The sequence below is a fragment of the Rhizobium sp. 862_C5_N1_2 genome (assembly GCF_051811205.1).
In the GTDB taxonomy this organism is placed as follows: domain Bacteria; phylum Pseudomonadota; class Alphaproteobacteria; order Rhizobiales; family Rhizobiaceae; genus Rhizobium; species Rhizobium leguminosarum.
Genome location: NZ_JBPWPT010000001.1, coordinates 31154 through 45500 on the forward strand (window position 1 = coordinate 31154; position 14347 = coordinate 45500).

Genomic DNA, 14347 nt, shown 5'->3' on the forward strand with positions numbered 1-14347 from the left:
GCGCTACTCCTATTTCAGCTTCTTCTTGAGATCGTAAAGTGCATCCATTGCCTCGCGCGGCGTCATGTCGTCAAGGCTCATCGCTTTCAACGCCTCCTCGACCTTGGAGGTCCCTCGGGCCGTATCCTCGCGGCGCACCGCCACCTGGAAGAGCGGCAGGTCGTCGATCAGCTGGCTCGCCGGGTTCTTGCGATCGGCATCTTCCAGACGGGTGAGCACATCGCGGGCCCGCGCCACGACCGAGGCCGGAAGCCCGGCAAGGCGCGCGACCTGAATGCCGTAGGAGCGGTCCGCCGCACCCGGCCCGACTTCGTGCAGGAAAATGACGTCGCCGTCCCATTCCTTGACGCGCATCGTGGCGTTCGACAGCCGGCCAAGCTTTTCCGAAAGCACGGTCAGCTCGTGGAAATGCGTGGCGAAGAGGCCGCGGCAGCGATTGGCCTCATGCAGGTGCTCGACGGCGGCCCAGGCGATGGAAAGACCGTCGAACGTGGCGGTGCCGCGGCCGATCTCGTCGAGGATGACAAGGGAACGGTCGCTCGCCTGGTTGAGGATCGCCGCCGTTTCCACCATCTCGACCATGAAGGTCGAGCGACCGCGCGCCAGGTCGTCTGAGGCGCCGACACGCGAGAAAAGCCGGTCGACGATGCCGATATGGGCTGATGTCGCCGGCACGAAGGAGCCCATCTGCGCTAGAATGGCAATGAGCGCATTCTGGCGCAGGAAGGTCGACTTGCCGCCCATGTTCGGGCCGGTCAGCAGCCAGATCGCCCCGTCCCGGTCGCCGGTCTTTGGCGAGAGATCGCAATGATTGGCGACGAAGGGGCCGCCAGCCTGCCGCCGTAGCGCCTGCTCGACAACCGGATGGCGCCCACCCTCGATGGCAAACATCTTCGAACCGTCGACCTGCGGGCGGCAATAGGCCTGCTCCTCGGCGAGAAGCGCCAGACCTGCGGCGACGTCGATGACGGCAAGCGCCCGGGCGCCTGATTTGATCGCCTCGGCTTCCGCAACGACGGCCGCCGTCATCCTGTCGAAGGCTTCGAGCTCGATCGTAAGCGCCTGGTCGGCGGCATTGGCGATGCGGCTTTCGAGATCGGCAAGTTCGGTCGTGGTGAAGCGCATGGCGTTCGCCATCGTCTGGCGGTGGATGAAGCGGGCTTTCGCGTCCGCCGTCTCCGTCATCGGCGCGGCATTGCCGGCTGTGATTTCGATGAAATAACCGAGGACGTTGTTGTGCTTGATCTTCAGCGACCGGATGCCGGTTTCCTCGGTATATTGCAATTGCAGGCCGGCGATGACGCGACGCGACTGGTCGCGCAGTGCCCGGACCTCGTCGAGCTCGCCGCTGGCGCCGTCGCGGAGAAAACCGCCATCGCGTTTCAACAGCGGCAATTCGTCGGCAAGCGTCTCGGCAAGCAGCTTCTCCAGCGCCGCGGGAAGGGCCTGCAGGCCGGATAATGCCTGGCCGAGCTCTTCGGGCAGCATCGCCTTGCCGAGCATCGCCGCAAGTCGGCCCGCCGCTTCCAGGCCCTGGCGGATCGCCCAGAGATCGCGCGGACCGCCGCGGTCGAGCGCCAGCCGAGACAGCGCGCGCGGCATGTCGGGCACATGTTTCAGCGTGTCGCGCAGATTGCCGCAGAGCAAAGGCTCGCCGATCAGGAAGCCGATCGAATCGAGCCGTGCATTGATGCGGGCGGGGTCGGTCAGCGGCGACATCAGCCGTTCGGCAAGAAGCCTGGCGCCGCCGCCGGTGACGGTGCGGTCGATCGCCTTCAGCAACGAGCCGTTGCGATCGCCCGAAAGCGTGCGGGCAAGTTCGAGATTGGCGCGGGTGGCGGGGTCGATGAACAGCGTCGAAGCGGCACTTTCCCGCTCCGGCTTTCCAAGCGGCGGCCGCTCGGCGATCTGTGTCTTCTCGACATAGGCGACGGCCGCGGCTGCCGCCGCAAGCTCGGCGCGCGAAAAGGTGCCGAAGCCGTCGAGCGTCGCGACGCCGAAATACCGCGCGATCCGGCCTTCTGCGCTGGCGCTGTCGAAGAGCACGGCCGGCTGCGGTACGGCTGTCCGGCCGAGCACGTCGAAGACCGGCTTGAGTTCGGGATCGTGGAAGATCGTGTCGGGCAGGATGAGTTCGCGCGGATCGATGCGCAGGATATCGGCAAGCAGGCGCGAGGCTTCGGTCTCGGCAAGCCGGAAGACGCCTGTGGAAATATCGATCCAGGCCAGCGCCAGCAAGGCCTCGCCGCTGCCGCGAATACGGGTCAGCGCCATCAGATAGTTGGATTCCGAGGGCGAAAGCAGCTTTTCCTCGGTGATCGTGCCTGGAGTGACGAGGCGGACGACGTCACGCTTGACGACGGATTTCGCGCCGCGTTTCTTCGCTTCCGCGGGATCCTCGATCTGCTCGCAGACGGCGACACGGAAGCCGAGGGAAATCAGCTTCTGCAGATAGTCGTCGGCCGCATGCACCGGAACGCCGCACATCGGGATATCCTGGCCCATGTGCTGGCCGCGCTTCGTCAGCGTGATACCGAGCGCGCGTGAGGCTTCCAGGGCATCCTCGAAGAACAGCTCATAGAAATCGCCCATGCGATAGAACAGAAGCGAACCCGGATTGTTCGCCTTGATCTCGATAAATTGCTCCATCATCGGCGTCGCCGAGGCACGGCTTTCTGCCGTGGCGAGCTCGGCAGCCGAAAAGGCTTCATTCCCTGTGTCTATTCGTGCGTTCACGGAGGTGGAGTTTTTCCCAAAAAAACAGGTGCCAACCCTATCCGCGCGCCGCTATAGATGACAACAGCATTTGAGGAAGAGCAAAGCGTCGCCCACAGGACGTTGGAGGATTTATGCCCGATATCGATAAGAAGGACCGGCCGGTGACGTCTGTTACCGACCAGGAGGCGCTCGAATTTCACGCAATGGGCCGGCCTGGCAAGCTGGAGATCAACCCGACCAAGCCGATGGCGACGCAGCGCGACCTCTCGCTTGCCTATTCGCCGGGTGTTGCCGTGCCCGTCAAGGCGATCGCCGCCGATCCGCAGACGGCCTATGATTACACCGCCCGCGGCAACATGGTCGCCGTCATTTCCAACGGCACGGCAATCCTCGGCCTCGGTAATCTCGGCGCGCTGGCCTCCAAGCCCGTCATGGAAGGCAAGGCGGTGCTGTTCAAGCGCTTCGCCGACGTCGATTCCATCGACCTCGAGATCGATACGGAAAATGTCGACGAGTTCATCAACTGCGTGCGCTTCCTCGGTCCCTCCTTCGGCGGCATCAACCTCGAGGATATCAAGGCGCCGGATTGTTTCGTCATCGAAAGCCGGCTGCGCGAGCTGATGGATATTCCCGTCTTCCATGACGACCAGCATGGAACGGCGATCATCGCCGCTGCCGGCCTCATCAATGCGCTGGAGCTGACCGGCCGCGACCTGAAGACGACGAAGCTCGTCTGCAACGGCGCGGGTGCTGCGGCGATCGCCTGCGTCGAACTGATCAAGGCGATGGGTTTTGCGCCTGAGAACGTCATCCTCTGCGATACCAAGGGCGTCATCTACCAGGGCCGCACCGAGGGCATGAACCAGTGGAAATCGGCGCATGCGGCAAAGACCGACGCACGCACGCTGGAGGAGGCGATGGAGGGCGCGGACGTCGTTTTCGGCCTGTCGCAGAAGGGCGCGTTTTCGGCCGAGATGATCCGCTCGATGGCCGAACGGCCGATCATCTTCGCCATGGCCAATCCCGATCCCGAGATCACGCCGGAAGAGGTCGCCCGCATCCGCGACGACGCCATCATGGCGACGGGTCGTTCGGACTATCCGAACCAGGTCAACAACGTCCTCGGCTTTCCCTATATCTTCCGCGGCGCTCTCGATGTGCGCGCCTCCACAATCAACGACGCGATGAAGATCGCCGCCGTCAAGGCGCTGGCAAACCTTGCCCGCGAGGACGTGCCGGATGATGTGGTCGCCGCCTATCAGGGCAACCGGCCGCGTTTCGGGTCGCAATACATCATCCCCGTTCCTTTCGATCCCAGGCTGATCTCGGCGATCCCGGTTGCCGTCGCGCAAGCCGCGATCGAAAGCGGCGTCGCCCGCAAGGTCATCACCGACATGGCCGGCTACGCCCGCGAGTTGTCGGCGCGCCGCGATCCGATAGCCTCGACGCTCGCCAGACTCTACGAGCGTGTCCGCCGCCATCCGAAGCGGATCGTCTTTGCCGAGGCCGAGGAAGAACAGGTCCTGCGCGCCGCCATGTCCTATGCCAACCAGCAGCTCGGCACCGCCATCCTGCTCGGTCGTGAGGACCTGATCCGGGCGACGGCGGAACGCGCTGGCATCGATCTCAACCGGCCGGGCCTCGAGATCGTCAATGCCCGTATCTCGACCCGGGTCGAGGCCTATATCGACTATCTCTATGCCAGGCTGCAGCGGAAGGGTTATCTCCACCGCGATGCCCAGCGGCTGATCCACAACGACCGCAACCATTTCGCCGCCACCATGGTGGCGCTCGGCGACGCCGACGGCATGGTGACGGGCATTACCCGCAATTATTCGACGGCACTCGAAGATGTGCGCCGCTGCATCGACCAGAAGCCCGGCCATCGCGTCATCGGCGTATCCCTGGCGCTCTGCCGCGGCCGCACCGTTTTTGTTGCCGATACCGCGGTGCATGACATGCCGACGGCCGAGGAGCTTGCCGATATCGCCGAGGAAGCCGCAGGTCTCGCGCGGCGCATGGGTTATCCGCCGCGTGTCGCTCTGCTTGCCTATTCCACCTTCGGCCACCCCTCGGGCGAACGCTCCGAGCGGGTGCGCGAAGCAGTGAAAATCCTCGACAAGCGCCGCGTCGATTTCGAATATGATGGCGAGATGGCCGCCGATGTCGCCCTGAACCGCAAGGTGATGGAGCAATATCCCTTCTGCCGCCTCTCCGGCCCGGCCAACGTCCTCGTCATGCCGGCTTTCCACTCGGCCTCGATCTCGACCAAGATGCTGCAGGAGCTCGGCGGCTCCACGGTGATCGGCCCGATTCTCGTCGGCGTCGACAAGCCGGTGCAGATCACCTCGATGGGCGCCAAGGACAGCGACATCGTCAACATGGCGGCGATCGCCGCCTATGGGGCTGGTTCGTAAACTCGTCCTGCGTTTGTGAGACGCGCCTTCTGGTGCCCGGCCTTGTGTGTCGGCCGGGCATTTATCCGGCTTTAGACTGGCGCCAAGGGGTGAAGCATCATGAGCGCCAAAGCCTGCCAGCCATTGCCGGCCGATCGTGCCCGGCCTCGAGCGCGCCTCCTGAAGATGAGATCAAGTTGAGAAACAAGCTTGTCGTTTTAGCCATCGTGGTCGCCAGCTGTTTCGCTTATACGAAATTGATGGCCAGGGTCGGCTCAGGCTCGCCGCCTCCGGATGCGCCATTGGAACAACAGGCTGACCTCATTCGCGTTTATAAATCCGAACGCCGCATGCTCCTTTTGAGAGGCGATGCTCCCATCTCTACATACCGGATTTCTTTAGGCACGGCTGCCGATGCCGGGCCCAAGCAGCGAGAAGGTGACGAGAGAACACCTGAAGGACGTTATGAAATAGACTGGCGAAATCCAAAGTCCATGGCCTATCTGAGCCTGCACATTTCCTATCCAAATCCGGATGATCGGCGCAACGCTGAAGCAGGAGGTTTTCCTGCCGGGGGCGATATCATGATCCACGGGCTTCCCAATGGCTGGGGCCTCTTCGGAAACGTCCATCACCTGTGGGATTGGACGGATGGCTGTGTTGCAGTAACCAACTCGGAGATGCGCGATATCTGGGCTCGCGTCCCCAATCATACGCCGATAGAGATCATGCCCTGAAACATTGCCGGGGCCTGGCGACTAGGAAAGGCTCTAGCTCGCGAAGCGGCCGGCGTCGGCGCCGTAGTAATTCAGGTAGCGGTCGGAAATGCTGGAGATCGGCAGCACGATCAGCACGTCGGTCGTGTTGAAGGCATGATCAATGACCGCGCTGGAGCCGACCATCGCGCCGAGGCGCAGATAGCCCTTGATCAGCGGCGGCAGCGCCATCAGCGCCCGCTTCGGGTTGATGGCCTCGACCGGCATCAGATCCATGTTGCGGGCGAGATCCGGCAGTGCCCCGACGGCCCATTCGTTCTTCGCCAGCACGTTGTGATAGAGGAAGGACAGCGCCAGCGCGTGGCTTTCGAGATAGACACCCGGGAACGAGGCGCAGCCGAACATGGCGCTGACGCCGTGTTTCAGCGCATAGGCCCAGTTGCCCTGCCACAGGAGCTCGACGGTGCGCTTTGTGCGGTATTCCGGCAGCACGCAGGAGCGGCCGAGCTCCATGAAGCGCTTGTCCGGATGTTTCGCGATAAGGCCCTCGATTTCGAATTCGGAAGCCGAGTAAAAACCGCCATTGGCGACGGCGACATCCTGCCGCAACAGCCGGTAGGTGCCGACGATCTGGTCTTCCGGGTCGCCCTCGATCGAGCGGTCGAGAACGAGAAGATGGTCGCAGACGGCGTCATAGGCGTCGACATCACGCTGCCGGCGCATGGCATCCAGCGGCAGCTGCGCCTTCATTTCGTCGACGAAGACGCGGTAGCGCACGGCCTGGGCAGCATCGATCTCGCGCGCCGTGCGGGCAAGGCGGGTCTCCAGATTGCCGATGCGGCCGAGGATATCGCCGTCCTTTTGCACAGCAGCCGTCGAGGGTGGGGCAGCCTCCGCGGTGGTGTCACGATTCAGGATGTCGATGGCGGACATGACGATTCTCCCGTTGCCGGCTTATCGACGCCATAAAACACTTCTCTGCGACAGGAAAGTGACATTTTGAATTTCCAAGCGCAAGCAGCGGGCCGGTTCCTGAGGCGCTCACCGCGCCTCTGCCCGGCGGGCGGAAAGTGCGGCGACCGCCTGAACTTCGGTCAGCAGCCGCACCGGATCGACCGGCTTTACCATGACGCGGTTGGCGCCGTTGAGCAAGACCTGGCGGCGTGAATCGTCGCTCTTGTCGGCAGTCAGCACGATCACCGGCACCGAGGCGAGATCGAGCCGCCGCTCGTGGCCGCGCAGGCGTCCCAGCATGTCGATGCCGTTCCCACCCGGCATCGAGAGATCGCTGATGATGATATCGGGCCGGGCATTCGCCTCGCAGAGCGCGCAGTCGAGCAGCGACTCGAAATCTTCGACATGGCGCACCTTATGCCCGCCCTTTTCCAGGACGACGCGCACCAGCATGGCATTGATCGGATCGTCCTCGCCGAGCAGGATGTTGAGCCCGCTGGCGGGAACCACCGTCTCCGCCACCGAAAGGCCGAAGCCCGGCTGGTTGTCGTTCAGCGCGTCGCGCTTCTCCATGCCGCGCATGCGCCCGCGCAGCACGTCGATCAGCGACTGTTCGCGCAGCGGCCGGATCAACCAGGCATCGAAAAGGTCGAGCGGATGGGCGCTGCGTTCTTCCGGGTTGACGAGCAGGACCTTGCGCAGGCCAAGGGCGGCAATTTCGGCGCGATCGGCAAGATGGTCGGAAAATTCCGCCGACATGCGATGGTCGATGATGATGTCGGTCGGCCGCCGTCCGCCCTTTGCCAATCCGAGCAGCGTTGACCGCGCCGTCTCGCCGTCGCCGACAAGATGGCAGAGGCCGCCCAGCGCGGTGATCGTCTCGGCGATGGCGGTGCGCGCGGCACCTGTCGGCGCCAGCAGCACGACGCTGTTGCCGGCAAGCAGCGTGTTTCGCCGGTCGGGGCGCTCGCTGCCGATATCGACCGGGAAGCGGATGGCGAATTCGCTGCCTCTGCCCTTTTCGCTGGCAACCGTCAGAGCGCCGTTGAATTCGCGCATGATGCGGGCGGAGATGGCAAGGCCGAGCCCGGTCCCGTTGCTCTTGTCGGCAACGGTCCCGCCCTGCTCGAACTCGCCGAAGACGCGCGCCTGCTCCTCCGCCGTCATGCCGGGACCGCTATCGGTCACGGTGATCAGCAAGTCGCCGGCGTCGAGCGATACGCGGATGAAGACGCCGCCGACCTGGGTGAACTTCACGGCATTGCCGATGACGTTGAACAGAACCTGGCGCAGCCGCGCCGGGTCGAAGCTCATATTTTCGGGGACATCGGATGACACGGTGGCGCCGATCTCGATACCCTTTTCATGCGCCCGGTGGGCGAGCATCTCGACGACGCTTTCCAGAAGCTTGCGCAGCGATTCCGAGCGCGGATGCAGCGCGAAGCGGCCGACCTCGATGGTGGAGAAATCGAGAAGATCCTCGACGAGCTGCGTCAATGCATGGCCGGACTGGCGGATGCTCGCGAGATAGTTCTGCTGCTCCTGCGTCAGCCGCGTCTCCGCAATCAGATGCGTCATGCCGAGAATGCCGGAAAGCGGAGTGCGCACCTCGTGGCTGACGGTGGCAAGCAGCCTCGATTTGGCGGCGCTGTTATATTCAGCCTTCTGGCGGGCCTCCTCGCGGCCCTGCGCGATGAGCCGCTCGTCGGTCACGTCGCGGGCAACGCTCTGCAGCAGCAGGCGGCCGTTCGCCGGGTCGCGGGTAACGACGTCGCGCCAGAGGAAGATGCGCTGGCCTTCCGGCGTCGAGATCTCGACATCGTAGCAGTGCGATATCGGACCGGGGCGGAAGGCAAGGCCGATCTCCTCGCAGGTTCGTCCTTCCGGACGCAGGCGCCCGGTCAGGCGGCGAAAAGTGTCGTTGGCGGAGATGATGCGCCGGTCCATGGTGCGGCCGACCGTGATGTCGCCGAGCACGTCGTGCACGTCGGCAAACAGCTTTGCGCCGGCGTTCCAATCCGGCATGGATTGACCTGGACGCTGCCCGGCCTTGCGCGACCGAACCATCAGCAGGGCATAACTGGCGATGACGGCAAGGCCAAGAACGACGAGACCGCCCGAAAGCAGCAGCGGATCGCCGGCATGGGCAAGCAGCATCAGGATCGTTGCGGCAAGAAGGCCGGCGCCGCCCAGCCAGTAGAACAGCAGGCGCCTTGTCGCTGCGGGCCCGCTCTGGCGATCATCGGCTCCCCGGGGTGCCGCTGCGTTCGGTCGTGAGGAAAGGGCCTCCATCCGCTTCTCATGCGGCTTAGCGGCGGGTCCACCGAAGGCGGCGGACAATCTTTCCTGCAACTGTCCCAGGTTCTGCATGCTACCTGGCTAACATGAGGCCCGTTCCGAATGCCTTCAGGATTTCGATAAGATTTTAACGGCCGGCCTTTTTAGGCAGCAGCAGCTCGTCGAGAATGACGCAACCGGCGCCGATGGTGATGAAACTGTCGGCGAGATTGAAGACCGCGAAGGACCAGCTCTCGGTGTAGAAGAGAATGTAATCGATCACATGTCCATAGGCGAAGCGGTCGACGAGATTGCCGATCGCCCCGGCGATGATCAGCGCATAACCGAGATGAGCGAGCCAGCGATCCTTCGCCGTGCGGTACCACAGCCAGATGACGAAGGCGACGATGACGAGCCGCATGCCGACGATGAACCAGCCGTCCATGCCGGACAGCATCGAAAAGGCGACGCCGAGATTGTAGGTGCGGTAGAGCGCCAGCATTGGAATGACCGGCACGACCTCCTGTAGCGGCAGGTAGTGATCGACGGCGATCTTGACGACCTGGTCGATGAGAACGGCGACGACGATGAAGAAGAGGATCGGTGCCGGGCGCGAAAACAGCGCGGGGCGTGCAAGCGTCTGTTCGGTCATTTGCCCTCGGCAAGTGAGAGGAGATGGCGGCGCGCCTCGAAAAGCATGACGGCGGTGGCGACAGCGAGGTTCAAGGAATCGGCGCGGCCCTGCTGCGGAATGCGGGCAAGCGCGTCGGCCTCCTTGGCCAGTTGCTCCGGTAAGCCGGATTGTTCGTTGCCCATCAGGAGCACGACAGGCTTTTTCCGGTAGTCGATCGTCCGGTAATCGACCGCGCCGGCAAGATGCGTCGCGACGACGGAAACGCCGGCCGATTTCCGCCAGGCGATGAATTCTTCAGGGGTTGCCCGCGCGACCGGAACGGCAAAGACCGAACCCATGGTGGCGCGTACGGTTTCGAGCGAGAAAGGGTCGGTCGTTTCTCCGACCAGAATGATGCCGGAAGCGCCGGCCGCATCGGCCGTGCGGATGATGGTGCCGAGATTGCCGGGGTCGCGCACCCGGTCGAGCGCCACCCATGTCTCGCCATCCCTCGGCCGGATATCCCGCAGCGGCTTCCAGCGCTGCTCGAAGATGCCGACGACCATCTGCGGATTGTCGCGGCGGGTGATCGAGGCGATCACCTTTTCGCTGACTTCGAGCACCAGCCCGCCCGAAGCGACGGTCCTTGCCGCCATCTGCTCGACCAGCGGCTTGCCTTTGGCGGCCTTGGCATAGACCAGCGTGCGGATCGTCCAGCCGAGTTCGATCGCATCGATGACGAGCTTCAGTCCTTCGGCCAGGAAAGCACCGCTTTCCTCGCGCGACTTCTTGTTCGTCAGCGCCTTGATGTCCTTGATGATCGGATTGGCGAGCGAGGTGACTTCCTTCACCTGCCCGACCCTGCGCGGTCCCTGGTCGTGGAAGTCTTTGCTCATTTCGGCACCCAGCGGGAAAAGAGGGAGGTGGAAAGCGCGCGGCCCTGCGTCTTGCCGTCGGTGCCGGCTTCGCGAATCACCAGCTCGCCGGATTCGACCACGCCGCCGGCGCCGCGCATCGTCTCGCGCATCAGCTCGTGGATCGAATAGAAGCTGGCGCGGATCGAATAGGCCGTCAGCACCAGGCCCACGGCCTTCGGCGACAGAATCTCGCGGCAGACATCGAGCATCAAGGGCAGATGCTCGAAGAGATGCCAGACTTCGCCATTGGGGCCACGGCCGAATTTCGGCGGATCGGTGAGGATGATGTCGTACTGGCTGCCGCGCCGTTCCTCGCGCAGGATGAATTTCATCGCATCCTCGCAGATCCAGCGGATCGGCAGCTTCTCCATGCGCCCGAGCGCCTGGTTTTCCCGCGCCCAGCCGATCGCCTTCTTCGAGGCGTCGACATGGGTGACCTCGGCGCCGGCTGCGGCGGCAACCAGCGAGGCGACGCCGGTATAACCGAAGAGATTCAGCACCTTCAGCGGCCGACCGGCCTTTTCGACCTGCTCTTTCATCCAGCTCCAATGGACGATCTGCTCGGGGAAGACGCCGACATGACGGAAGGAGGTGAAGCGGCCGAGGAAATCGACGCCGAGCAGATTGAGCGGCCAGGTCTCGCCGAGCGCATCTTTCGGGAAGCGCCAGCGGCCGGAGCCTTCCTCGTCGGTATCGCCGGTGAAGACGGCATCGACCTTTTCCCAGACATGAGCGGGCAGCGAAGGCCGCCACAGCGCCTGGGCCTCGGGACGGATGATGCGGTAGGGGCCGTATTGCTCCAGCTTTTCGCCGTTGCCGCTGTCGATCAGGTGGAAGTCGCCGGCCCCGAGCGATTCGAGGATGACGGGCACGCGCTCGACCGGACGTTCGCCGCTGCGTGTCATCAGAGGACGCTCGACCGCGACAGGCACGGCAGCCTCGCGCACTGTCTCGCGGGCCGCCGCAGGCCGCGCGACCGGCTTCGGCGGCCGGCCTGTCCGATCGTTCCTGCGGCTTTCACCGGAAGAACCTGATGTTTTCTTCTGGCCCGGCCGGCCTTCTCTCTGTTTCAACGTGCTCTTCCGCATCTCTGTCGGGGTGTCTTATCGGCTTTGTGTCCGCTGCGGCGCCGTGCGTCTTTTCAGACGTGCAAAGGACGCTGCAGCACTTTGACTATGCAGTAGCCCAGAAAAGCGTGGCGGATCAACTGCGCAGCCGCCCGAGCCCGGGCAAGAGGAGCGGGTTCTCCCGGCGCGACGCCTATTTCAAGCCCTCGGAGGCCTGTGTGCGAAGCCAGCTTTCCGCCGTAAAGAGGGCTGCGACATGCATCGACTGCATGATGACGGCGCCGGACTGCAGGTCGGCAAGGATGGCAGCAAGATCGGTAAACAGCAGCTCGACCTTCTCGCCCGGGTCGAAACGCGGTTCGCCGGCCTTGCTCAGGCCGAGCGCCAGCCAGCTGGTTACGGCGTTGCTGTGGCTGGCGGCATTCGGATAGGAGGTGAGCAGTTTGACGAAGGTCGAGGCTTCATAGCCGGTTTCCTCCCGGAGTTCGCGCTGGGCTGCCGCCAACGCCGTATCGCCGGTGTTGCTGTCGCTGCGTTCGACGCCGCCGGCGACGAGACCGAGCACAATCTCGCCGCGGCCGTGCCGGTATTCTCGCGTCAGCAGCACGCGCCCGTCGGGCATCACAGGGATAACGTTGATCCAGTCGGGATAATCGAGCACATGAAAGGGCGCGATGACGGTTCCATCGGCGGTGACACAATCGTCGCTCCGGACCCGGATCCAGCGGTCCTCATAGGTGATCCGGCTTGCCGTCACGCTCCAGGGCTTCAGTTCGTCGGTCATCGGCCCATCCCTTGTGTGTCAGATGTGTGTCATCGGAACCCGGCAGATAACATTCCGTCCCGCCTTGGCAAAGCGCTTTCCCGCTGGGATAAGATGAGCGAATCGAAGATGGGGCCATCGAATGGATTTCACCGGCGAAGAACGCATCGCCGCGCCGCGGGACGTCGTCTGGGCAGCACTCAACGATCCCGACATCATGCGTGGCTGCATTCCAGGCTGCCAAGGTATCGAGCGGCTTTCGCCGAGCGCCTTCGAGGCGACGATCAAAGTCAGGTTCAGCCTGCTGTCCGCCACCTTCCATGGGCTGCTGACGCTTTCCAATGTCGACGCGCCGAAGAGCTATACGCTGTCGGCCGAAGGCAAGGGCGGTCTTGCCGGCTTCGCCAGGGGCAGCGCCGATATCGTGCTTGAGGAAAGGGGTGCCGAGACTATCCTGCACTACCGCTCGAAGGCCGAACTCGGCGGCAGGCTCGCCCAGCTCGGCGCCCGTCTGCTCGACTCGGCTTCGCAAAAGCTCGCCGAAGGGTTCTTTTCGGATTTCAATGCCGCGGTCGTCGCGAAGATGGCGGCCGGTTAGGCTTGGCGCGGGTTGGAGCTTCGTTTAAATCGGCATGATGACGTGGACCATTAGGCCGCCGCGGGCGGAAGACCAGGAAATGCTCGCGGAGATTTATCTTTCCGTGCGCCGCGAAACATTCGTCTGGGTCGATCCCGGCAAGTTCCATCGCGAGGATTTCGCCGCCCATACCAATGGCGAGACGGTCTTCGTTTGCGAGCATGCGGATGGCAGCGTAGCCGGCTTCCTGTCGCTCTGGCCGGAGGACGATTTCATCCACATGCTCTACTTAAGACCGGAATTCCAGGGTCGGGGCGCCGGCACGGCGCTGTTGCACGCGCTGCCGCAATGGCCGCAACACCGGTACCGGCTGAAATGCCTGGTAAAGAACCGGCGGGCAAAGGCGTTCTACCTTTCCCATGGTTTCCATGTGACCGGCAACGGCGCGTCGCCGGAGGGCGACTATGAGGAGCTGAGCTTTTTTCCGATTTGACTGCCGCCGAAAGCCGGCCGCCGAAACCGAGCCAAACGAATATTGACCAGTTTTATCGCGCCGGCAGCTGCCCGGCGATCTCCTCGGCGCGGTTCTTGTGGCGGTCGGCCTCGCTTTGCCAGCGGATGGCTTCCTTGGCCTCGGTGCGGGCGCGCTTGCGGTGTTTGCCCTGGCTGAACCAGGTGGCGGCCGCGCCGATCAGCATGCCTGTAATCAGCGCGATGAACAGGAAGACGAAGAAGGGCGCGGAAACCGCGAGCACCTGATCATCAGGCCGGAACGGATTGAAGGCGAGCGTGACGCTCTGCCGGTTGGCGACGCAGAAGACGATGAGGATGACGCCGAGCGGCAGCAAAATCAATAGGTTGACGATCTTCTTGGCCATTTGAGGTCTCCACGCGGCAGATTGCGCCGGTCTTTTTGAGGGGCGCGTTTCATGCTTACAGCACGACGCGTCTTTGTAAGACGCGCAAAGCACGATGCGTTACCAGAATAGGAAAACGGCCCTCGAGTTCAAGTGCGGTTTCGCCGCAGGCGGTTCGCGCCGCTCAATCCTCTTCGTCGGCCTGGCCGGGATTGAGCCGCTCGCGCAGCTCCTTGCCGGTCTTGAAGAAGGGCACCCACTTCTCCTCGACGAAGACGGTGTCGCCGGTCCGCGGGTTGCGGCCGGAGCGAGAAGGGCGGTTCTTGACCGAAAAGGCGCCAAAGCCGCGCAATTCGACTCGGTTACCCGCAGCCAGTGCATCCGTGATCTCGTCGAGAACCGCGTTGACGATATTCTCGACGTCGCGATGATAGAGATGCGGGTTGCGTGCGGCAACAATCTGCACCAATTCGGACTTGATCACATTCGCCC

The 14347-nt window shown here is 63.5% G+C and carries 13 protein-coding genes; 4 read left to right on the forward strand and 9 right to left on the reverse strand.

The window, feature by feature from the left end; translation table 11 throughout:
- Positions 1-9: 9 nt before the first annotated feature.
- Positions 10-2736 carry a DNA mismatch repair protein MutS gene (gene mutS / locus ACD590_RS00170; RefSeq protein WP_439001908.1) on the reverse strand — a complete coding sequence of 909 codons (2727 nt, stop codon included), beginning with the start codon at positions 2734-2736 and terminating at the stop codon, positions 10-12.
- A 113-nt stretch (positions 2737-2849) separates the two neighbouring features.
- Between mutS and ACD590_RS00175 the strand changes: the two genes are divergently transcribed.
- Both ACD590_RS00175 and ACD590_RS00180 read left to right on the forward strand, forming a co-directional pair.
- Positions 2850-5135 (forward strand): NADP-dependent malic enzyme, encoded by a 2286-nt coding sequence (locus tag ACD590_RS00175; RefSeq protein WP_130651594.1) that lies wholly within the window; start codon positions 2850-2852, stop codon positions 5133-5135.
- A gap of 176 nt (positions 5136-5311) precedes the next feature.
- Positions 5312-5851 (forward strand): L,D-transpeptidase family protein, encoded by a 540-nt coding sequence (locus ACD590_RS00180; protein WP_130715480.1) that lies wholly within the window; start codon positions 5312-5314, stop codon positions 5849-5851.
- A 33-nt stretch (positions 5852-5884) separates the two neighbouring features.
- On the opposite strand, the gene ACD590_RS00185 is transcribed toward ACD590_RS00180, so the two are convergent.
- The 6 genes from ACD590_RS00185 to ACD590_RS00210 all read right to left on the reverse strand — a co-directional run bounded on the left by ACD590_RS00185 (position 5885) and on the right by ACD590_RS00210 (position 12442).
- Positions 5885-6763 (reverse strand): GNAT family N-acetyltransferase, encoded by an 879-nt coding sequence (locus ACD590_RS00185; RefSeq protein ID WP_018244513.1) that lies wholly within the window; start codon positions 6761-6763, stop codon positions 5885-5887.
- Between the two features lie 108 nt (positions 6764-6871).
- Positions 6872-9154 carry an ATP-binding protein gene (locus ACD590_RS00190; protein ID WP_439001909.1) on the reverse strand — a complete coding sequence of 761 codons (2283 nt, stop codon included), beginning with the start codon at positions 9152-9154 and terminating at the stop codon, positions 6872-6874.
- Between the two features lie 55 nt (positions 9155-9209).
- Complete coding sequence (gene lspA, locus ACD590_RS00195) at positions 9210-9713, reverse strand: signal peptidase II (RefSeq protein ID WP_018244515.1); 504 nt, start codon at positions 9711-9713, stop codon at positions 9210-9212.
- Positions 9710-10570, reverse strand: a complete 861-nt coding sequence (locus ACD590_RS00200; protein WP_210066780.1) for a TrmH family RNA methyltransferase — start codon at positions 10568-10570, stop codon at positions 9710-9712. Before ACD590_RS00200 ends, lspA begins: the two co-directional genes overlap by 4 nt.
- Entirely contained in the window at positions 10567-11664 is a 1098-nt protein-coding gene (locus tag ACD590_RS00205) for a class I SAM-dependent methyltransferase (RefSeq protein ID WP_028731669.1), read from the reverse strand. The genes ACD590_RS00200 and ACD590_RS00205 overlap by 4 nt, the downstream gene beginning before the upstream one ends.
- A 187-nt stretch (positions 11665-11851) precedes the next feature.
- Positions 11852-12442, reverse strand: a complete 591-nt coding sequence (locus tag ACD590_RS00210) for an NUDIX hydrolase (protein ID WP_282680766.1) — start codon at positions 12440-12442, stop codon at positions 11852-11854.
- 121 nt (positions 12443-12563) lie between these two features.
- Between ACD590_RS00210 and ACD590_RS00215 the strand changes: the two genes are divergently transcribed.
- Positions 12564-13019: an SRPBCC family protein gene (locus tag ACD590_RS00215; protein ID WP_047617260.1), complete on the forward strand. Its 456-nt coding sequence runs from the start codon at positions 12564-12566 to the stop codon at positions 13017-13019.
- A gap of 37 nt (positions 13020-13056) precedes the next feature.
- Positions 13057-13491: a GNAT family N-acetyltransferase gene (locus tag ACD590_RS00220; RefSeq protein ID WP_026230891.1), complete on the forward strand. Its 435-nt coding sequence runs from the start codon at positions 13057-13059 to the stop codon at positions 13489-13491.
- A gap of 52 nt (positions 13492-13543) precedes the next feature.
- Here the strand turns inward: ACD590_RS00220 and ACD590_RS00225 are convergent, their stop codons facing one another.
- Together ACD590_RS00225 and ACD590_RS00230 are read right to left on the reverse strand one after the other, a co-directional pair.
- Positions 13544-13876 (reverse strand): LapA family protein, encoded by a 333-nt coding sequence (locus tag ACD590_RS00225; protein WP_018447771.1) that lies wholly within the window; start codon positions 13874-13876, stop codon positions 13544-13546.
- A gap of 163 nt (positions 13877-14039) precedes the next feature.
- Positions 14040-14339 carry an integration host factor subunit beta gene (locus ACD590_RS00230; RefSeq protein WP_003544934.1) on the reverse strand — a complete coding sequence of 100 codons (300 nt, stop codon included), beginning with the start codon at positions 14337-14339 and terminating at the stop codon, positions 14040-14042.
- Positions 14340-14347: the final 8 nt, after the last annotated feature.

What these genes read in the sequence shown, in the direction of transcription:
- ACD590_RS00175 (WP_130651594.1), top strand. Translation starts at nt 2,850, where the DNA reads ATGCCCGATATCGATAAGAAGGACCGGCCGGTGACGTCTGTTACCGAC.
- ACD590_RS00185 (WP_018244513.1), bottom strand. Translation starts at nt 6,763, where the DNA reads ATGTCCGCCATCGACATCCTGAATCGTGACACCACCGCGGAGGCTGCC.
- ACD590_RS00190 (WP_439001909.1), bottom strand. Translation starts at nt 9,154, where the DNA reads ATGCAGAACCTGGGACAGTTGCAGGAAAGATTGTCCGCCGCCTTCGGT.
- lspA (WP_018244515.1), bottom strand. Translation starts at nt 9,713, where the DNA reads ATGACCGAACAGACGCTTGCACGCCCCGCGCTGTTTTCGCGCCCGGCA.
- ACD590_RS00200 (WP_210066780.1), bottom strand. Translation starts at nt 10,570, where the DNA reads ATGAGCAAAGACTTCCACGACCAGGGACCGCGCAGGGTCGGGCAGGTG.
- ACD590_RS00210 (WP_282680766.1), bottom strand. Translation starts at nt 12,442, where the DNA reads ATGACCGACGAACTGAAGCCCTGGAGCGTGACGGCAAGCCGGATCACC.
- ACD590_RS00215 (WP_047617260.1), top strand. Translation starts at nt 12,564, where the DNA reads ATGGATTTCACCGGCGAAGAACGCATCGCCGCGCCGCGGGACGTCGTC.
- ACD590_RS00220 (WP_026230891.1), top strand. Translation starts at nt 13,057, where the DNA reads ATGACGTGGACCATTAGGCCGCCGCGGGCGGAAGACCAGGAAATGCTC.
- ACD590_RS00225 (WP_018447771.1), bottom strand. Translation starts at nt 13,876, where the DNA reads ATGGCCAAGAAGATCGTCAACCTATTGATTTTGCTGCCGCTCGGCGTC.